This is a genomic window from Mycoplasma sp. 4404, from assembly GCF_034863325.1.
Lineage (GTDB): Bacteria > Bacillota_I > Bacilli_A > Mycoplasmatales > Metamycoplasmataceae > Mycoplasmopsis.
The window spans coordinates 99,094-120,140 of record NZ_JAYFFE010000001.1; the positions used below are offsets into that span (position 1 = coordinate 99,094).

Annotated in this window: 17 protein-coding genes and 3 tRNA genes; 15 read left to right on the forward strand and 5 right to left on the reverse strand. The window is 28.9% G+C overall.

What is annotated here, in order from left to right:
• Positions 1-53 precede the first annotated feature (53 nt).
• From VBN07_RS00390 to VBN07_RS00425, 8 genes are all read left to right on the forward strand, one after another.
• Positions 54-1,469: a hypothetical protein gene (locus VBN07_RS00390; protein ID WP_323177366.1), complete on the forward strand. Its 1,416-nt coding sequence runs from the start codon at positions 54-56 to the stop codon at positions 1,467-1,469.
• A gap of 70 nt (positions 1,470-1,539) precedes the next feature.
• Positions 1,540-3,618: an ATP-binding cassette domain-containing protein gene (locus VBN07_RS00395; RefSeq protein ID WP_323177367.1), complete on the forward strand. Its 2,079-nt coding sequence runs from the start codon at positions 1,540-1,542 to the stop codon at positions 3,616-3,618.
• Positions 3,602-4,669, forward strand: a complete 1,068-nt coding sequence (locus VBN07_RS00400; RefSeq protein ID WP_323176521.1) for a sugar ABC transporter permease — start codon at positions 3,602-3,604, stop codon at positions 4,667-4,669. The genes VBN07_RS00395 and VBN07_RS00400 overlap by 17 nt, the downstream gene beginning before the upstream one ends.
• A complete protein-coding gene (locus tag VBN07_RS00405; RefSeq protein WP_323176522.1) occupies positions 4,626-5,615 on the forward strand; it encodes a carbohydrate ABC transporter permease in 990 nt (329 codons plus the stop codon). The genes VBN07_RS00400 and VBN07_RS00405 overlap by 44 nt, the downstream gene beginning before the upstream one ends.
• A gap of 3 nt (positions 5,616-5,618) precedes the next feature.
• On the forward strand, positions 5,619-5,891 hold the full coding sequence (locus VBN07_RS00410; protein ID WP_323177368.1) for a hypothetical protein: 273 nt from the start codon (positions 5,619-5,621) through the stop codon (positions 5,889-5,891).
• Between the two features lie 6 nt (positions 5,892-5,897).
• Positions 5,898-7,940, forward strand: a complete 2,043-nt coding sequence (locus tag VBN07_RS00415) for a hypothetical protein (protein ID WP_323177369.1) — start codon at positions 5,898-5,900, stop codon at positions 7,938-7,940.
• Positions 7,941-8,115: 175 nt separating this feature from the next.
• Entirely contained in the window at positions 8,116-9,918 is a 1,803-nt protein-coding gene (locus VBN07_RS00420) for a hypothetical protein (RefSeq protein ID WP_323177370.1), read from the forward strand.
• A gap of 106 nt (positions 9,919-10,024) precedes the next feature.
• Positions 10,025-10,768, forward strand: a complete 744-nt coding sequence (locus VBN07_RS00425) for a hypothetical protein (RefSeq protein WP_323177371.1) — start codon at positions 10,025-10,027, stop codon at positions 10,766-10,768.
• Between the two features lie 42 nt (positions 10,769-10,810).
• On the opposite strand, the gene VBN07_RS00430 is transcribed toward VBN07_RS00425, so the two are convergent.
• The 5 genes from VBN07_RS00430 to gap form a co-directional block, all read right to left on the reverse strand.
• Positions 10,811-11,581 (reverse strand): hypothetical protein, encoded by a 771-nt coding sequence (locus VBN07_RS00430; RefSeq protein ID WP_323177372.1) that lies wholly within the window; start codon positions 11,579-11,581, stop codon positions 10,811-10,813.
• Positions 11,582-11,656: 75 nt separating this feature from the next.
• Positions 11,657-13,012: an asparagine--tRNA ligase gene (gene asnS / locus VBN07_RS00435; RefSeq protein ID WP_323177373.1), complete on the reverse strand. Its 1,356-nt coding sequence runs from the start codon at positions 13,010-13,012 to the stop codon at positions 11,657-11,659.
• A 13-nt stretch (positions 13,013-13,025) separates the two neighbouring features.
• A complete protein-coding gene (locus tag VBN07_RS00440; RefSeq protein ID WP_323177374.1) occupies positions 13,026-13,487 on the reverse strand; it encodes a YhcH/YjgK/YiaL family protein in 462 nt (153 codons plus the stop codon).
• Between the two features lie 154 nt (positions 13,488-13,641).
• Positions 13,642-14,412: a hypothetical protein gene (locus tag VBN07_RS00445; protein ID WP_323177375.1), complete on the reverse strand. Its 771-nt coding sequence runs from the start codon at positions 14,410-14,412 to the stop codon at positions 13,642-13,644.
• Positions 14,413-14,510: 98 nt separating this feature from the next.
• A complete protein-coding gene (gene gap, locus VBN07_RS00450; protein WP_323177598.1) occupies positions 14,511-15,512 on the reverse strand; it encodes a type I glyceraldehyde-3-phosphate dehydrogenase in 1,002 nt (333 codons plus the stop codon).
• Positions 15,513-15,709: 197 nt separating this feature from the next.
• On the opposite strand from gap, the gene VBN07_RS00455 reads away from it, so the two are divergent.
• The 7 genes from VBN07_RS00455 (at position 15,710) to VBN07_RS00485 (ending at position 21,011) form a co-directional block, all read left to right on the forward strand.
• On the forward strand, positions 15,710-16,486 hold the full coding sequence (locus tag VBN07_RS00455) for a class I SAM-dependent methyltransferase (RefSeq protein ID WP_323177376.1): 777 nt from the start codon (positions 15,710-15,712) through the stop codon (positions 16,484-16,486).
• A gap of 108 nt (positions 16,487-16,594) precedes the next feature.
• Complete coding sequence (locus VBN07_RS00460) at positions 16,595-17,638, forward strand: heat-inducible transcriptional repressor HrcA (protein WP_323177377.1); 1,044 nt, start codon at positions 16,595-16,597, stop codon at positions 17,636-17,638.
• A gap of 36 nt (positions 17,639-17,674) precedes the next feature.
• On the forward strand, positions 17,675-18,571 hold the full coding sequence (gene grpE / locus VBN07_RS00465) for a nucleotide exchange factor GrpE (protein WP_323177378.1): 897 nt from the start codon (positions 17,675-17,677) through the stop codon (positions 18,569-18,571).
• 99 nt (positions 18,572-18,670) lie between these two features.
• Positions 18,671-20,473: a molecular chaperone DnaK gene (gene dnaK, locus VBN07_RS00470; RefSeq protein WP_323177379.1), complete on the forward strand. Its 1,803-nt coding sequence runs from the start codon at positions 18,671-18,673 to the stop codon at positions 20,471-20,473.
• A 212-nt stretch (positions 20,474-20,685) separates the two neighbouring features.
• Positions 20,686-20,760, forward strand: a tRNA-Cys gene (locus tag VBN07_RS00475).
• Positions 20,761-20,765: 5 nt separating this feature from the next.
• Positions 20,766-20,842, forward strand: a tRNA-Arg gene (locus tag VBN07_RS00480).
• Between the two features lie 95 nt (positions 20,843-20,937).
• Positions 20,938-21,011: transfer RNA gene (locus VBN07_RS00485), tRNA-Gly, on the forward strand.
• Positions 21,012-21,047: the final 36 nt, after the last annotated feature.

Here is a 21,047-nt window from a genome sequence, read left to right on the forward strand (position 1 = left end):
TATAGTTTTAATTATGTTAAAACTATATTTTTGCTTTTAAATTAAGGAGAAACATGAAGCTAAAAAATAAATTAATACCTTTAGTATTAGGTTCAGCATTATCATTAACACCAATTGCAATGAGTGTTTCATGTGGTTACGAAAATAAAGCTACTGTTGTTAAAGTTCAAGAGGGTACTAACATAGTGGATGTAGAAGTGGGTGGTCCTGTTCGAACTGCTTTAAAATTTGAAAAAAATAAATTTACTAAAACAGCACAAGTTGTTCCGGCATTTGAATCTATAGATTCAAGAGTTGAATTCGCTAAAGCTGTTGATGCTATTAAAGATGTTATTGGTGCTGATCTTAATAACGAGATGACTTCTGGTTTCAGCATTAACCCTGAAATAGTTGAACAATCACAATATTTAATTCCTTCTAATTCAGCTGTATCATATGAAGAGTCATTTATTAATATAGAATATACATACTTTATTAATGATATAAATGCAGGCAAAAAATATGAAGTTATTGTAAAAATAGATAAAAAAAATCCATATTCAATGGGATTAAATACAAAAAGTGATTATTTCAAACAAGATTTACCAAATAGAGAAACTTTATTACAAAATATGACATCTATTCCTGTATTAATTAACTTTAATTTCGAAGTTTCAATTAAATTAGATGGTCAATTATGAAAAGTGCCTAAATTTAGCACTGTAGCACAAGCTAGCGGTTTAAACGTTTCTTCTACAATTACACCTAAATTGTCTGATTTCGAAGTACAACCATCTTATTCAAAAATGAAAAAATTATCTATCGATTGAAACAACAAACTCATTGATATGAACTCATTTAGAGCTAAAGTTATTAGCGTATCAGATGGTGATACAGCAACTGTTGTAGCATTAGAAGACAAGAAAATGATTAACACTTCTATAACAAAAGGATCAAAATACACAATTAGATATTCAGGAATTGACACACCAGAAAAAGCTGTATCAAGTACTTTATCTTGTCCATTCGAATATGGATTTGCATTATTATCATCAAAATTTGGAAAACAAATCTTATTTAATGAAGATCCAAATTCAGAATTCTATAATGTTAAAAATGAAGTTAAAATCGGATTCACATCTGGTTCTGACTCATATGGTAGATTAACTGCAGATATATTCTTTGGTGAGGATTTTGGATATTCATATAACGCAGAGATTACAAGAGAAGGATTAACATTACCATATGATTCATTTGCTAACTGAAAAGCAAATTACAATGAACCAAAAACTTCTCCAAACTACGTAAACAGCATTTATCCAGAAATTGCATTAGCATTTAACCATGCTCGTGAAAACAAATTAGGATTTTTCCACTACTTTGAACAGGCAGAACAAATTGAAAAATATGTTTATATAGCAAAAAGAAATAGTAAATGACAAGCATTTGAGGAACTTTACAAAATCTTACAAAAAAATAATGAGGCTTAGAATTAATAAAATTAACAATATTGATTTAAGCAATTTTAGTTTTTAAATTTTCTTATTAAGAAAGGATAAAATGAAACAAAAAGAAAATACAACATTTTCATCAGCTCACGAAGCAGATATTCGTAAAATTAATCAATATGTTTCAGAATTAGAAGCAACTGATGTTGATTCTATTCCTGCTATTGAATTAAAAAACTTAAACATTGACTTCGGTGAAACATTAGCTGTTGATAATGTTAGTTTTAGAATTCCAGAAGGAAAATTAGTTACATTACTTGGTCCATCTGGTTCAGGTAAAACAACAACTCTTAATGCTATTGCAGGTTTATTAACAGTTACATCAGGAAAAATTCTTTTCAGAGGTAAAGATGTTACTGACTTCACACCTCAAAACAGAAAAATCGGGTTTGTTTTCCAAAACTATGCTTTATACCCACACATGAGTGTTTACCACAATATTGCATTCCCATTAAGAAATGACTCAGAATGACAAAGAAAATTCTATTTAGAAAAAGAAGAAGCTAAAAATGGAATTCGTTCTATTTACTTAAGAAAATTAGGAGCTTCTGAAGCAGAAATTGAACACTTAAATAAAGCATTCAAAAACTATAAATTAGTTAAAACTGAAATTTCACGTCAAGTTAGTGAAGCATACTCAAGAATCAGTAACAAACTTGAAAAAGCACATACTGATTATTCAGTTTCAGTAGTTCACGAAAATGCAGAAATTTCAGTATTAACAAAGAATGTTATTAAAACTAACAAAAAAACAAAACAAGATTCAGCGACAAAAATCCAAGACATTAAATACAAGTTCGCTCATGATAAAGCTAATGGGTTAATTAATGAAAATGAATTAAAACAATCAGAATTCTTAGCTTCATATGACAAGAGCATTCTTAAATTCTCAAAACCAAAATCAGAAGAAGAGTATCAAGAAAGAATTAATAGTTTACAAGATTTCACAGCTGAGTTAGTTCAACTTGATTTAAGTGAATTAGTCTTAAAAGACAGAATAGCAATTATTAAATTAGAACAAAAAGCTATTAAATTATTAACTCGTTACAAATTCTTATTAAAACAAAAAGAAATCATTGCTAGATACCAAGTAGAAAAAGCTGAAAAGAAAGCTGCATACTTAAACGCTAAAGCAGAATATAACAAAACAATTAAAGAAGATGAAGAATACTTAGGATTAGTTTCTGATGAAAAGAGATTACCAAAAGTAGCTGAAGAACACTTCTACAGTATTGTTGAAGAACTTGAAGACAAATATTCTGTTAAAGAAGCAATGAAAAGAGAAAGAAAAACTATTGGTTTTGCTTTATTATCAGATGAAGACAGAGAACAAATTAGAGAATTATCTAAGAAAGTTATCAGTCTTAAAAAAGCTATTCACAACGAAGTTATGGAAGTTGCTAAACGTGTAGAAATTGTTCACATCTTACAAAAGAAACCTACTCGTTTATCAGGGGGTCAACAACAACGTGTTTCTATTGCACGTGCTATTGTTAAAAAACCTCAAATTCTTTTAATGGACGAGCCACTTTCAAACTTAGATGCTAAATTACGTATCTCAACTCGTCAATGAATTAGAGAAATCCAACAATCATTAGGTATTACAACAGTTTTCGTTACACACGACCAAGAGGAAGCTATGTCTATTTCAGACATTATCGTATGTATGTCAACTGCTAGAGTTCAACAAATGGGTACACCAATGGAACTTTACTCAAAACCAAGAAACCAATTCGTTGCAAGATTCCTTGGTATGCCAGAAATGGGATTATTCAAATCAGAAGTTAAAGATGGTGTAGTTACAATGGCTGACGTAAAACTTCCAGAAATCAAACTTCACGACAATAAAGACAACATCACATTAAACATTGGTGTTCGTTCAGAAGATTTCATTATTAAATCAAAAGAACAAGGTTCTATGTTCAAAGGTAAAGTAGTAGTGGTAGAAAACTTCGGAAAAGAAAGTAAATTAGTTGTTTTAGTTGAAGGAGTAGGAAGAATTAACTTCTTATTAGACAACAACTACTCATTTGCTAAAAATGATGAAATTTACTTCGATGTACCATTGAAGAAATTACACATTTTCGATGCTTTATCTGAAGAGAGAATAGAATATGATATCAAGAAATAAGTTTCATAGTTTTATACAAGAAAATTTTCCTTTCTTGTTTAATTGATCTATAAAAAAACAAGCGAAAAGAAAATCTACTTTATCACACACAATTTTAGATAAGAAAACACCGTTCTGAATTCCGATGTTATTCTTATTACCAGGTGTTATATTGTTATCATTATTCACAATTACACCTTTATTCATTAACATTTATGAATCATTAACAACAGAAACAGGGTCATTAACAGGACAAAACTATGCAAGTGTTTTCACAAACCAATACTTTGCTGTTGGGGTTAGAAACTCATTTATCTATGGTTTATTTGTTCTTCCATTTGTTATGATGATTGCCTTAGTAGTATCATCAGTTATTGCTAAGCTTTACAGAAAGTGAGCTAGAGGATTTTGACAAACAGTATTCTTCATGCCTTATGTTACAAATGCTGTTGCTGTTTCTTTAGCATTCATTCAATTATTCAGTACATATGGACTTGTTAACCAATTAATCGGAAAAAATATTCCATGATTAACAACAGGTGATCCTTACACATTCAACGCTCTTGTAGCTATGATTATTAATGGTATTTGAAGTGGTCTTGCTTTCAATATCTTAATCTTCACAACAGCTATGTTGGGTGTTGATAAAAACTTATACCGTTCAGCATCAATTGATGGAACAGGTGAAGTTAAACAATTTTTCGCAATTACATTACCATCAATTAAAAGTACAATTAACTTCTTAATTACATTAGGAATTATTGGTGGTCTTAAAGTATTCCCATTAGCATTATTTGAAAACAAACCAAATAACGCTTTAAACAACGGGGGTTCATCTCTTATGATGTTCGTGTACTACGCTACATCTACAGGTGACAGACGTTTAGCAGGAGCAGCAAGTATCTCGCTATTCGTGATCGGGGTAATATTCTCATCAATGATCCGTGGAGGATTCTTCTTGATGCAGTTAACATTAAATAACTTAGGAGAAAGAAATGTTTGAGTTAAAGTTATGAATACACAAGCGCATGATGCAAAAGAAATTGCGCAAAAATCAAGAGAAGTCAGCTAGTCAAGTTAAAGAGACTTCATTTTCAAAAGTTCTTACCTCATCAGCATTAAAATTATTCTTACTTGCATTATTTGGAGTTATTATCCTATTCCCATTCTTCTACATGATCTCAATTTCATTAATGAACGATGGTGAATCTCAATCATTAAAACAACAATTTAAATTCTTACCTTCATTTGCAGAAGGAAAAACATACATAGAAGGGCACCTTGTTATTGCTTCATGATCTGAAGTTGTAGCTAACACTTATAAGAGAGCATTCTCAACAGGTTATGGTAAGGCCTTTGTATTCACAATGTTCAACGTTATTATTTCAGTTGTACTTAAGGTCTTTGTTACATTCTTAATGGGATATGCATTCTCACTAAGAAACTGACGTGGAAAAGGACTTGTGTGATTTATTGCCCTTGCTTTACTTGTGTTACCAGAAGTTGCCTTATTATCAGGACAATACTTAATTGTTCTTAAAACAAAACTTTACAAAACTTACATTACATTCTTATTAGCAGTTGCGTTCCCATTCACAGCAAGTATTTTCAATACAGTTATGTATAAAAATGCTTTCGAAGCAATCCCTGGAAGAATTAAAGAAGTTTCACTTGTTGATGGTGCTGGAGGAATGAAATACTTATTCAAAGTTGCATTCCCAATGGTTATGCCAACAACATTAACAATCGTTATTCTTACATCTCTTGCTTCATGAAACTCATACTTATGACCAGCTCTTATTTCTACAATTGGTGGTCAAGACTTACAAGTTATGTCAGTGTGATTATTCAAAGCCGGATTCGATCCAAGTGATCCAGAATCAGGGGCAAACACAATGCAAAACGTTAAATTAGCTGCATCACTTCTTTCAATTATTCCTGTGTTCTTATTCTTCTTAATCTTTAGAAAACGTATTATGGCATCAATCAGTAGACAAGGTTCAACAATTAAAGGATAGTATATGAAAAACGTTAGAACAAAAGTTGTTATTTGAGCAATATTAACAGTGGTTGCATTAGGTGCAATTATTGGTTTATCAATTTTAATTAATAATGTTCAATCATTACTTGATATTAACAAAACTACCTTAGATGCTAAAATTTTACAATCATATCAATATACAAAAGCTTATTCAATAGGAGGTTTAGCATTTTCATGCTTATTATTCTTGATGGGTTCAGTCATAACATATGCCGGAATTAAATCTTGAAGATATTCTGAAATGCTAGGATAGTTATTTATGAAAAAATTATTCTCTAAAAAAGCTTTCTCATTTTTACTAGGAACAGCTGCAGTTGTAACAATGCCACTTACAGCAGTCTCATGTTTATATGAAGATGATGTTACTGTAAAATTTGCTAAAAACTATGATGTCAATAACTCATTTGTAAAAAGAACACAAGAGAGAATTAAAGATGCTGATGTTATAGCTAAATTTAAAGAATGAGAACAAAAACCTGGTTTAATTCAATTCTTTAAAGAACTTGATAACAGTAATGTTATGACTTATACATTCACATACTGAGATTTCTTATTCAAAAATTCATTCGATATTAAAAACGATGATGTAAAAATTGTTGCTGATAAGTTATATACAATTAGCGAAAACCACAAATCAATTTCAGTAGATGAAAAAGTATTTTCAGAAACATTAAAAGATGCAAATAATGATGCAAAAGATAAGGCACGTACATTAGTTGGTAGCGTTGCAACATTACTTAATGACTATTACGCTTCAAAAGATACAAATACAAAACACCCTACTGAAAAAGTTGAAGATTTCGAAAAAGTTGCAATTCAAAAATTAACTGCTAAACAGTTAGAAGATGCAGGTTACTCAGAAAAACAAATTGCAATCGTTTCAAAAATTGATTCATTAATGAAAGTTGTTTTCTTCAACGAAGATCCTACTAAATTCATTTCATTAGAAGATGTTAAAGAAGCTCTTAAAATTTACTTTAAAAATTCTCCATTTATGGATGCTATTATTGAAGATGAAACAAGAGATTCAAATAGCAGAATTCTTAAACAAAATGCAGCTGATAGAAGTTACACAATCAATTTCTCAGTAGTTAACAAAACTAATTCAGGTATTTCTTCATCACTTTTCCAATCATTCTTTAAAACAATTCAAGGTTCATTGTTAAACTTTGATTATGATTCAACAATTTCTAAAGAACGTGATATGGTTTCTAATATTGTTAACTTATTAATACAAAAATCACAATCATTCACAATTAAAAGAGATAAAGATGGAAACATTATGACTCAATCATTAATGGGAGTTGGAGGAGGGTTTTCGCCTTTATACTTCATTGATGGATTAAACCCAGATACAAATGAACCATCAGATGATTTCAAGATCTTTAAACAAATTTCAATTGATAACATTAATAAGATAACATCTCATAATATTACAGAGTTCAATCAAACAGCTCTTACACCTGAAGAGGCATCTGAATTTAGTGCTGACCCACTTAAATTCTTCCAAACACACAAATATTTAGCTTGATTTGGTACAGAACCTCTTACAGCATACGGATACTTCACATCATTACAAGGTCAATATCAAAATGCTAGAATGAAATTAGAAGTATCAACAACTAAAGCCAAAGATAGAGAAGTATTCCAAGCATATCTTGATCACTGTCAACCAATTTATGACAAAATGATGAGAGATATTGCAAGATTAAAAGAAATTGAGCTTCAAAAAATTGCTTTATTAAAAGCAAATAATGGTGTTGAAAATGAAGAAACTAAAGCTATTGATAAAGAAATTGATGCAATTATGACTCATCAATACAAGTTACCTAGAAGAGCAACAAACTTAGAAGCAACAATAGATGTAACTTTACAAGAAGGTTATGAACAATCATTCAAAAAGTTATTACAAGGAAAAGCTAAAGTTGGTACAAACGTTCAATCATTTGCAGAATTATTTGCAAAAATTGGATTTACATTAGGTATCACAAACATCCAAGTAATTCGTGGAAATTCACCAGAACTTGAAAATAGTTACTGATTAGAATTCCAAAATAGAAAAACAGGTGAATGATACTTCTTAGATGTATTTAAACTTTACACAGAATTCTATTACACAAGCAATGAATATGTAACTGAAGGTGAAGGGGAAAATGCGACTAAGAAATTAGTTAACAGTATTGGTTCAAGAAAAGATATTTCAAACTTATCAGTTGAATACATTAATAGTCAAATTCAAACTTCATTACCAACAGGATACACAGTATCAGCTGAGTATCTTCCATATGCAAATATTAAATAAGAATTCAAAAAAGTTGAAAAACAAAGGCAAAATCTTAAAAAGGTTTTGCTTTTTTAATTTTCACAAAATGTGAAAAAAATTAATTAAATTTGAATTTAACCTTAACAAATTTCGTAAATTTATTACAATTAAAAATATGTAAAGTTCATATTAAATTAAGTTAAGGAGGCACGATATGCAAACTAAATTTAAATTACTTTTAACTTCACTTATTTCAATACCGACAGTCACCACCGTTGCTGTTTCATGTAATTCAACAGAATCAGATAAACCAGCAACTCCAGATGATGGACAAAACCCATCTAATCCAGAACAACCTACACCATCATTATCAGTTCAACCTCTCAGTGTTTCAGTTTCATTAGATAATACAAAAGAAACATTAACAAACTATGTAGAATCATTAGATCAAAACAACACAAAAGAAGTTGAATTTGATTTAACATTAGATGATGATGGTAATGTTTTTGTTAAAAAAGGAACTGTTAAAGAATTTGTCTTCAGATTCGATAGAAGAAAACACGACTTATATAGAAATGAAACTGATGCTAACAATAAAAGATTAAGAACAAAGAAAATTAGATGTAGATTTAACAAAAAAGATAAAAAGGTTACTCTTCGTTTCTGAGATAAACTACACAACAAAGGTGGAGAACAAGTCTTCTTATTTGGAGAAGAAACAACTACAACTCCTGAACAACCAACTACTCCACCAAATAACCCAGGTACTCAAAATCCTTCTGTAGAACCAACAAATCCACAACCAAACAATCCTAATCCAGGAAACAAGAATCCTAACCCTCAAGCAGATTCTGAAACTCAACCAGAACCTGTTAATCCAGAAGAACCTGAAGGATACATTATTAATAGTGAAAAAAGAACAGTATATGTTAGACCACCTTTTGGAGCACAATTTAAACTCAAAAATGACAATACATACTTCACAACAATTTTCGCTCACTTAGATTCTCCAGGTGTTGCTAAAAATGCTAAAGATGAAAAATCAATAAATACAGACTACTTCAATATTGAAACAGCAAATGGTAAACCAAAATCAGCAGGTGCTCAAGAAGTCTCTGAATTTTTAGGATTACCAAATGTAGCAAGACATTTTGAATCAATTTCACAAGATAATAGTTTTGTTATTTTTGGTGGTGATACAAACATTAGTGCTGATTTCTTCAGTATTCAAAATCTTTATCCAGAAAGCTATAAATTTACAATTACTAATTTAGGTGAAGATGACAATAAGGCTCACTACACTTCATTAGGTAGAACAAATGGTGTATATTCACAACCATATGATAAAATGTTCTTTAAGAACAAGAATAAACAATATTTAGAAACATTGACACAAGTTAATGCGCCTGAATTAGCATTTAAATTTGATATTTGAAGTTCATTTAGAAACAATGTGCTTGCGTCTGAAGATATGAACTTAAATTACTACACAAGTAATAAACCTAAAGAACCAATTAGAGCTAGATTATCAGATCATGCTCCTGTGTGAACTGATGTTAAAGTTAAAAATAATGTTACTTTACCACATTCAAACCATTCTATAGATTTACATAGAAAAGATGCTAATGCACTTCGTATAGCTCACTGAAATGTGTTAAACTATGGAACATCTGATGATTATGAAACATTCCTAAGTACTAGAGATTTCAAATATATAGCAATCTCAAAAATTATTAAAGCATTAGGATTTGACATAGTTGGTTTAACTGAAATTAACTACGACAGGGCAGATAAAGTTCAAGCTATATTAGACGAATTAAATAAAGATGGTTCAAATTGAAAAATGATTGCTCAAGATAGAAATGAAGCTGTATATCCTGAAGATAGTAAATGAGCTAAATATGACTCACAAAAAGAACAAGTTGTAATTATCTATGATGCAAATATTTTTGATGCTACAAGTTTTAAAAACAACAAAATTGGAGATTCATTCAAAGCTGAAATTCCATTAATATAATGATTATATAATTTTGAAAAATAGCTAGATTAATCTAGTTATTTTTATTTTAATTTTAATAATGTAAAATTATTAAAATAAATATCAATAAACTAAAAGGAGTCTTATGTCAAGTGTATTTTTTTGATTAGCAGTTGCATTTAGTAGTACAGGACTATTGCTATTTGCATCTATTGCTATTACTTATGGAAACTTCATTAATCATGCAAAAATGAATGCAGTACATTTTCAAAATAATGAAAAATTCTTTAATTCTTACAAAATTGATGAAAGAATGAATAAATATTGAAACTTTCATTACATTATGTTAATTGTTTTAATTTCGCTGCAATTTATGTTTAATGTATTTGCAATTTGTCTTGCATCAGTATATTTTTTAAAAGATTTTTTAGGAACAAATACTGACAAAGGTATTACTAGAATAACAAACTTACTTATTATCATTGTTTTAATCTTAATGAATGGATACTTCTCATATTTATTATTTAAAAACTTCATTGTAGTAGCTCGTGTATGACATAAAACAATGAGAGGTTGAGAAATTATTGATATAACAGAAGAACATAAAAATCTTGCAGATTATTTCTATTCAAAAATTTCAACTAAAGAATTTCCTAAAAAAATGAAATTAGACAAATTAATAATCAAAAACAGAGCAACAACACTCTCATATAGACTTCCAAATTTCACAAAATTATATAAAAATGCAATCTTACCTAAGTGATTTAAGGAAGGTAAGGTTCTATACTATGCATTATTTGACACTCAATATGTAAATGTTGATTCAATGCACGTTGATGATACAAATGTTGTAGAATCACTTTATCAATTAATTAAAAAGTTTTATTAATTAAAAAAATCAACTAGAATTTTCTATCTAGTTGATTTTCATTTACTTTTGATTTAATTCTTTTCAAGTTCTAACATATGAATCATTTTCATTAACTAAAAATTCTTCGATATCTTCAAAATTGAATACAAAATATGTAATATCGCTGTAGGTTTCTTTGTTTCATTTTCATAATTTAGGACCAAACAACTCTCTTACACCTTTAACAGCTAATCCTATAACACCATTATTCATAAATTTATTGAAGTCACTATTTGCACCAATATGTTTAAGTTCAAAGTCAGTTGAGCTTCCATTATTGTCATATGCTTTAGTGAATAGTTTTGCATTTTCTTTTCATTGTATTTTGCTATTTTTAATTTGTTTAAGTAATTTAACAAATTTTACATATTGTATAGAATACATAACAATATGAAAAATGAACATTAATGTGATTATTATGCAGCTGGATGATATTATTAATGTATATAAAGCAGATGTATCAAATGAAACACTAATACTTAATTCTCTAGCTGCATATACTATATCCATAATAGAAAAGACAATCGAAATAAAAATTCAAGCAGAAAGCATAATAAATGGTATAGTGATATATTTAAAAATCTTTTTAGCTCCATCTAAATACTTTTTATTGACAACTTTATTTTCTTCGCTTCATTTTTGAATTTGGACTTGTTTATATGAATTTGTTAATCTTACAGTTTTTTGAATGAAAGAATGTGCAAAAGTTAGTATTACAATTAAAATTGCAAAAAATACGGCTAATATGAGTAAGTGAGCTCAAATTGGCAAATCGTTAAATATTAATTTCATTAAACTCCTTTATTTAATTATTATATTATTTACACGTCTTTTTAAAAATAAAAACACTCATAAAGAGTGTTTAAATTACATTTTGATGCTTCCGTTTGATCTTGGGTATGGAATTGTTTCTCTAATGTTTTCTGTACCAGTCACATACATAACTAATCTTTCAAATCCAATTCCAAATCCAGAAGTTAACATATGCCCAAATCTACGTAAGTCTAAGTATCATTGTAAGTCTTCTTGATCAATACCTAATTCTTTTACACGTGTAACTAATTTATCATAATCAGATTCACGTTCAGAACCACCAATCATTTCTCCTACACCAGGTACTAATAAGTCAAATGCAGCAACTGTTTTATTATCTTCATTTTGTTTCATATAGAATGCTTTGAAATCTTTAGGGAAGTTAATTACTGCAACAGGTGCTTTATAAAGTTTATCTGTTAAGTATTTTTCGTGCTCTGAAGCTAAATCTAAACCGAAGTAAATATCTTTGTTTTCAAATGTATCTGCAACTTTTTTAAGTTCTTCGATTGCTTCTTTATAATCAATGATTTTTAAAGGTGTTTCAACAAAGTGCTCTAATCTTTTGATTAAACCATTGTTTGTTACTTTATCTAAATATTCAATTTCAGTTTTATTTTTAGCTAATGTGTTTCTTACAACGACTTTAAGCATATCGTCTGCTAAATGAATAACATCAAATAAGTTGTAGAATGCAACTTCAGGTTCAATCATTCAGAATTCTGCTAAGTGTCTTTTTGTGTTTGAGTTTTCTGCTCTAAATGTAGGTGCAAAAGTATAAATTTTGTTCATTCCAATTGCGTAACTTTCACCGTGTAATTGTCCAGTAACACCTAATGTAGCTTTCTTAGATTTTCCAAAGAATGGATCTTTTGATTCGTTATCTGAAACTATGAATGTTTCTCCGGCTCCCTCTCCATCGTTACTTGTAATAATTGGAGAAGCCATTAAGAAGAATTCTTTTGAAATGAAGTACTTGTGAATTTCGTGAGCTAATGTTGATCTAACAAGCATAATTGCTTTAATTAAGTTTGTTCTGTGTCTTAAGTGTGGAATTTCTCTTAATGTTTCAAGGTTTATTTCTTGGTTTTGAATTGGATAATCTTCATCAACTTTTTTTACTGTAACTTCTGTAGCTACTAATTCAATTGGTTGAGGCGCATTTGGTGTTGCGTGCAATGAACCTTTAATAATGATTGCTGAACCAGGTTTAGTTTGGTCTAATAAGTCAAAATCAAAAGCTTCGCCTTTGAAGACAACTTGCAAGTTTGAAATAGTTGAACCATCGTTTACTTCAATGAAACGAATTTTTTTGTTTCCTCTGTTTGATGAAACTCATCCTTTAATAGTTACATCAGTTCAACCATCAAAAAACTCAGGTCTTAATAATATTTTTTTAATTGAGTACATAAATTTCTCCTAATTAATTATTTGTCTTAATTTTAATTATTATCTTGTCTTTTGGACTATTTTTGTCTAATAAATCAAACATATGTGTTTCATTCTCAAAGAAAAGAACAAACTCATTTTTGTTTAACATTAATTTATTATCGTATGAATTCATTTGAACGAATTTAACATCATTATCTTTATTTTCATTCAAAATTTCATTGTTTACATTATTTGGATTTAAATCATAATAAACAACTTCTTTTGTATCAAGTAAATTAATATGAATATCAATAGTGTTATTATGAATTTCACCAAATAAATGGTTATAAAATGGTGTGTAATTAAGTTTCACTATTCTAATATTTTCATCAATATTAGTTACACCATATGGTAAATTATCAAAATCATATGAATTAATTAAATTCATTGCTTTACTTAAACTACTATTGCCATAATCATATTTACCTACGTTGACAAACTTGTCATATATCATTTAACCCTCCTAATAATATAATATTTTAATATTATATTATTTTTTACAACTTATGAACTTAAAGAAAATAAAAAGTATTTTCAGTTAATTTGATAATAAGAAAAACTACTTTTAAGCTAGTGAGTAAGCTTTAAAAGTAGTTTTATAGTTTAATTTATAAGAAATTTTGAGTTTCAAATAATGCTCTATATACTTTAACATAAACTTGCTTATCTTCTGATTTGAGCCAAACTCCAATTGAATTGAAGTTTAATAAGAAGTATGTTAATTTTTCGATGTCAGCTCTATTTTTCATTTTTCTTGAAGCTATATTAATAGGAAAAATTGAACTAAATGATTCGGCTTTACCATAGAACATAATAGGTTTTCAAATAATTAATCTAGAGTTTTTATCATTAAATTTGAATAAGTTTATGTCAGATATTTGTGGTTCAGTTAATTCAACCCCTTCAAACATTTCTACATTATGACTAAATCTAACTTTCTTAGCTTTTTTGAATTCATCATTTAACCTTTTCTTGAACACAAAAAAGTAAGGAATAATAAACAATGAAAAGAATTGTAAATAACTAATTGGTATAACAACTATCGGGAATAATGTTTTATATATTTCATTGAAACGATCATTGCCAGGTAGCAAAAATAGTTCTAAAAATAAAACCACATATAAAGCTACATGAACGAAAAATAGGACTATTGCAGGAATAATAACCTTGTTTTGGATAGTTTTCAATAGATAATCTTTACCTTCAAGGTATTTTATGTTTACAACTTTGTTTTGTTTATTTCAAATTTTAAGTTGTTCAATTTTTGCATTAGTTAATTTTAGAAGTGATTTGTAGAATAAGAGACCAGATTTTTCGAAAATAACAAATCAACCTAAGATAACTTGAATTATAGAAATTGCGATTAATGTAAAAGGCATATTTTTTCCTTAATATGATTAATATATTATTAATTATATTAAGTTTTTGAGATGAGTAACACAAAAAAACACAGCTGTTTTAGCTGTGTCATTGATTATTATAATTTAGCAAAGTGTTCTACTGTTCTAACTAATTGTGAAACGTATGACATTTCGTTGTCATATCATGAAATAACTTTGTAAAGTCTTCCATTTTCTGTTTCTAAAACGTCTGTTAATTGAGCATCAAAGATTGAACCATATGTAGCACCAACGATATCTGAAGACACTAATGGAGCTTCTGTATATAATAATGTTTCACTTGCTGCTGCTTTAACAGCTGCGTTTAATTCTTCAACTGTTGGTCGCTTGTCTAAAACAACTGTTAAGTCGACTACTGAACCTGTAATTGTAGGAACTCTAAGAGCTGAACCGCTTAAAACACCTGTAGCTTCTGGAACTACTAATCCAATAGCTTTTGCTGCTCCTGTAGATGTAGGAACAATGTTTTGTGCTGCTGCACGTGCTCTTCTTAAGTCCTTGTGAGGAGCATCTTGTAATCTTTGGTCAGCTGTGTAAGCGTGAACTGTTGTCATGAAACCACTTTTAATTCCAAAGTTGTCAACTAAAACTTTAACAACTGGAGCTAAACAGTTTGTTGTACATGAAGCAGCTGAGATTAATTTATCTTCGCTTGTTAAGATGTTGTGGTTTACGTTGTAAACGATTGTTTTAACATCTTTATCTGATGGAGCTGAAACAACAACTTTTTTAGCACCTGCTTTTAAGTGTTTTTCTGCACCTTCACGTTTTGTGAAGAATCCTGTTGATTCAACAACAAGGTCAATTCCTAATTCTGCTCAAGGTAAGTTTTCAGGGTCTCTTTCTGATAAAACTTTAATTTCATTTCCATTAACAACAATAGCACCTTCTTTAACTTCAACATCAACTGGTAATGTGTGGTATGCTGTATCGTATTTTAATAAGTGAGCTAATGTAGCTGGGTCTGTTAAGTCGTTAACAGCAACAACTTGCATATCTTTTGAGTTTGTTTGTAATAATCTACGTAAGAATAATCTTCCGATTCTTCCAAATCCGTTAATAGCAACTTTTTTCATAATTTTGCTTCCTTTCTATATCTAAACTAAACTTTTGATAATTTATAAAGCTATTTATAAATTGCTTATATATTATACTTTTTTTAAAAAAGTGTATTTATTTAATTTTATAAATTAAATATTAGTTTTTTATCTTTATACAGCTTATGAATTAGTCTAAAAATTAAGTGTGATAATCTAACTTTTAATATAATTGCTTTATGAAAAATTCACAAACTATTACTATGTCAGTTAATGAGTTAACTTCAGTTTATGATACTGATAGTTCACTTAAACATTACTTTGAAGCTATTGAAAATGTTGGTATTTTAAATGCTGAAAAATATTGACTAAAAAACCTAAATATTTCTAAAACTGCAAACATTGCAGATTTAGGAACAGGTACTGGACGCTTTATATTTGGAGCACTTGATTTAGGATTTTTAAACCTTGACGGCTATGATATTAGTAAAAATTCAATTAAAAAAGCTAAAGAATATTTAACTGAAAATCATTCAAACAAAACTAACATAAATGTGAATTTTTATGAAGTTGATTTATCAAATTATAAATATCAAAAGCAATACGATTTTATGATCTTCACATTCAATTCACTAATGTGCATTCCTTATAGAATTAATAAAATTAATGCATTAAAAAATGCTTATACTGCACTAAAACCTAATGGATACATAGTTTTTAGTGCTCACGAAGCTAAAGGTGATATTAATAGAGAAAAATTAATTAGACAGCAAGAAAAAGAAATTAAGTTTAAAAATATTTCTAACTGAGATAAAGGTGACTTTGTCTACTATCAGGAAGGACAAAAAGGTGTTTTATCTTATTATGATTTTGATGAAATTATGTCGCTTTTAAATGAAGCTAGAATTAAACAAATTTATAAATATGCACATAGAGATAGTTTAGGAAAAGAAACAAAAAATGCATTAGATTTTAGTGATAATGCTATCTATTATGTAATTAAAAAACAAAGTTAATTGTTAATTAAACAAATGACTTCTTTATTAAAATAAAGAAGAATTCATCTTGTAAATAATTTTAGCAATTAGCTTTGTTTTTTGCTAACTTATGCTAAAATATTTTCTATGGAAACAAAAAAAGAAACTTCAGATTACACAAGATTAAAACCAAAACACGAACCAGTTTTAAGATCTACGGTTCAAGCTTACATTGAAACAGGAAACGCTGTAAGTAGCGCATATTTAGTTGAAAAATATAGTAAGGTACATCCTGAATTAGATTTTTCAAGCGCTAAAATGAGATACATTTTAGGTGAGCTTGAAGAGTTAGGTTACCTTATAAAAGAGTCCGGAACAAGTGGAAGAATTCCTACTTTATTAGGTCTTAATTATTATGCTAAATATCTTGCTAAACCACAGACATCAGAATTTGAAAACAAAATTGAAGCTATATTAGCAAACAAAAAAGTTGATATTGATAATACAGTTGAAAAAGCAGCTCAAATTATTGCAGATATGTCAGGTTATACAATGATTACAACTAATAATATCGATGATCAAACACTTCTTAAAAGTATTGATTTAGTTGTATTGTCACCTACAAAAGCGACAATTGTATTAGTTACATCAAATGGTGATGTATTTTCAAGAATTTTGAATATTGAAAATAACGAATTTAGAATGACTGACGTTAAAACAGCAGTAAGAATTTTCAAAGAAAGATTAGTTGATAAACCACTTTGTGAAATTCCTGAAACTGTTGCAATTTTAGAACCTATTTTAAAAGAAGCAGTTCAAAAATATCAAGAGCTTATCAACTCATTTGTTAGAAATGTTTTTGGCAACTTCAAGACTAGAACAAGAAATAAAAATAATGTTTATGGAAAAAATAACATTATCTTGAGTCAAAATATTCAAAGAGAAGACCTTTCAAAAATGATTGAGTTGATTGAAAATCACTCAATTTGAGAAAGTATTGAATCTCAAATTGAAGATGAGGAAAACATAAGAATTCAAATTGATAATTCAGGAACATATATGTCAAAGAAAATTAACAATCATAATCAAATCACTGAAATTGCTATAGTAGGTGCTACTACTTCAAAATATGATGATATGAAGACCGCGCTTGCAATGTTGGAAAGAATTTTAAGTAATAAGAAAAAATAATCTTGCTGTAAAAATTAAGAGCAAAAGAGGAGAAAAATGAATAATTATTTAACAAAGGGAAAGATTTTTGAGGGTAATAAAATTACTGCTGAATTTGAGCTTTTCTTAGATTCAAAAGAAATTATTGAATTTAAAGGTAAAAAAACAATCATAGTTGGTAAAAATGAATACTTACCTGATTTTGACAAATATTTAATTGGTCAAAAATTTAATAAAAAATTAACTATCAAATTAGTGTTTCCAAGTGATTACATTTTTAAAGACTTCCGTGGTAAAAAAGCTTATGTTAATTTAAAAGACATAAAACTTCAGATTTCACACATTAAAAAAGAAGAATCAAAAGCTAATGATAAAGAGAAAGAATTATTAGCTGTAGAAATTGAAAAACTTAATGCAGAAAAAATTCAATTATCTTCACAAATTGATTCTTTAAATGCAAAAGTTAAAGAATTAGAAAACAAAATTCAATTAGATCAATATACATACAAATTAAAACTTCAAGAATTAGACGGAAACTTCAAGCAAAAATATGAAGAATTAGTTACAAAAACTAATGAAGCAAAAAAACAAGAAGTTTTAGAAAACAAAAAATATGCATTATCTAAGTTTTTGGAAGAATTTATGGAACCATATAACAATTATATGGGGGCTATGAATGCTGGTTTAAATTCAGATAATGAAGTTGTTAAAAACTACTGCTTTGGATTTTCAATTGTTGCAAAACAATTTGAAAATCTATTTAACGAAAATGGTGCTCAATTAATTGACCCAATTGTAGGTTCTGAATTTGATGCTCACACTCAAGAAGTTGTTCAAATCGAACAAGATAATAATAAAGCTGACAATTCTATTATAAGAGTAGTTAGATACGGTTTAAAAATTAGTGATAGAGTAGTTAAACCTGCATCAGTTGTTATCTCAAAAATAAAATAAGAAAATTTAGCAAATAAATTATTGTTTTGCTAAATTTCTGTTATAATATACTCAATTAAAAAGAGGATGAAAACATTTTATTGCAAAAGGAGATTAAATATGGCTAAAGAAATAGTATTAGGAATTGACTTAGGTACAACAAACTCTGTTGTTACTGTTATTGAAAATAAACAACCTGTTGTTTTAGAAAACCCTAATGGGAAAAGAACAACTCCATCAGTAGTTGCATTTAAAGGAGATGAAATTATTGTTGGGGACGCTGCTAAAAGACAAGTTGAAACAAACCCAAACACAGTTGTTTCTATTAAAAGATTAATGGGAACAGATAAAACAGTTAAACTAAATGGAAAAGATTACAAACCTGAAGAAATTTCAGCAATGATCTTACAATATATGAAAGATTATGCAGAAGCTAAATTAGGTAAAAAAGTAACTAAAGCTGTTATTACAGTTCCAGCTTACTTTGACAATGCTCAACGTGAAGCTACAAAAATCGCAGGTAAAATTGCTGGATTAGATGTTCTTAGAATTATCAATGAACCTACTGCAGCTGCACTTGCATTCGGTTTAGAAAAAACTGATAAATCAATGAAAGTTCTTGTTTATGACTTAGGAGGAGGAACATTTGATGTTTCTGTTCTTGAATTAGAAAACGGAACATTTGAAGTTTTATCAACTTCAGGAGACAACCACTTAGGTGGAGATGACTGAGATCACGCTATTGTTGAATGAATGATTTCACAAATTAAGTTAAAATACGATTTTGATGTAAGAAGCGACAAAATGGCTATGTCAAGATTAAAAGAAACAGCTGAAAAAGCAAAGATTGACTTATCAAACCAATCAACAGCTGCTATTAACTTACCATTCTTAGCAATCACACCAAACGGACCGTTAAACGTTGAATTAGAATTAAAACGTAGCGAATTTGAAGCTATGACAGCTAACTTATTAGATAGAACAAGAAAACCTATTGAAGATGCTTTAAAAGAAGCCGGAATTACAGCTAACGACTTACACGAAGTATTATTAGTTGGTGGATCAACAAGAATGCCAGCTGTTCAAGAAATGGTAAAAAGAACATTAGGTAAAGAACCTAACCGTTCAATTAACCCAGATGAAGTTGTTTCAATCGGTGCTGCTATTCAAGGTGCTGTTTTAGCAGGAGACATTGATGACATTTTATTACTTGATGTTACACCATTAACATTAGGTATTGAAACACTTGGAGGTATTGCTACACCACTTATCCCAAGAAATACAACAATCCCAGTTACAAAATCACAAATCTTCTCAACAGCTGCAGATAACCAAACAGAAGTTACGATTACAGTTGTTCAAGGTGAAAGAGAAATGGCTTCAGACAACAAATTATTAGGACAATTCAACCTTTCAGGTATCGAACCAGCTCCTAGAGGAATTCCTCAAATCGAAGTTAGCTTCTCAATTGACGTGAACGGTATTACAACAGTTAAAGCTAAAGACGTTAAAACAAATAAAGAACAATCAATCACAATTCAAAACTCTTCAAAACTATCGGAAGCAGAAATTGAAAGAATGATTAAAGAAGCTGAATTAAACAAAGAAGCTGACAAAAAACGTAAAGAAGAAGCTGAAACAATCGTTAGAGCTGAATCATTAATTGACCAAATTAAGAAAGCTAACGCAGAACAAGGTGACAAATTAGACGAAAAAGCTAAGGCAGAATCTGAAAAATTAATTAGTGAATTACAAGAATTAATTAACAAAAAAGACATTCCTGCTCTTAAAACAAAATTAGATCAAGTTGAAGAAGTTATCAGAAACTTTGCTAATGCATCAGCTCAACAAAATGCTCAAAATACACAACAAGCATCACAAAATAACTCTGATGAAGATGTTGCTGAAGTAGTTGAAGAATAATTTATATAGATATTAGGACACTATAGTGCAAACTATGGTGTTTTTATTTGCTTTTGTAAGTAAAAAAAACTTAATAAAACCAATTTATTTCTATATTTACTTTTAATAAATATATGTTTTTATCAGATTTATAAATAACACTTTAAATTGTTTAAAAATTTAATAAAAAAATTTTCATAGTATAAAAAATATACTATAATAAGTTAGCACAAGGCACCATAGCCAAACGGCCAAGGCATGAGTCTGCAAAACTTTGATTACGGGTTCGAATCCCGTTGGTGCCTCCATAAATGCGCCCGTAGCTCAATTGGACAGAGCGTTAGGTTACGGCCCTAAAGGTTACGAGTTCGAGTCTTGTCGGGCGCGCCAGATGTTGCTTTGCTTTGTGCGAGAAAATAAAAAATTTAAAAAATTTCGTTATAAAAAATTAATTGTGTGTTATAATATTTACACCAATAACGAATGCGAGTGTAGTTTAATGGTAGAACTTCAGCCTTCCAAGCTGACTGTGAGGGTTCGATTCCCTTCACTCGCTCCATATCAGCGAGAAATCGCTGACCTCATTTGTTTTTTT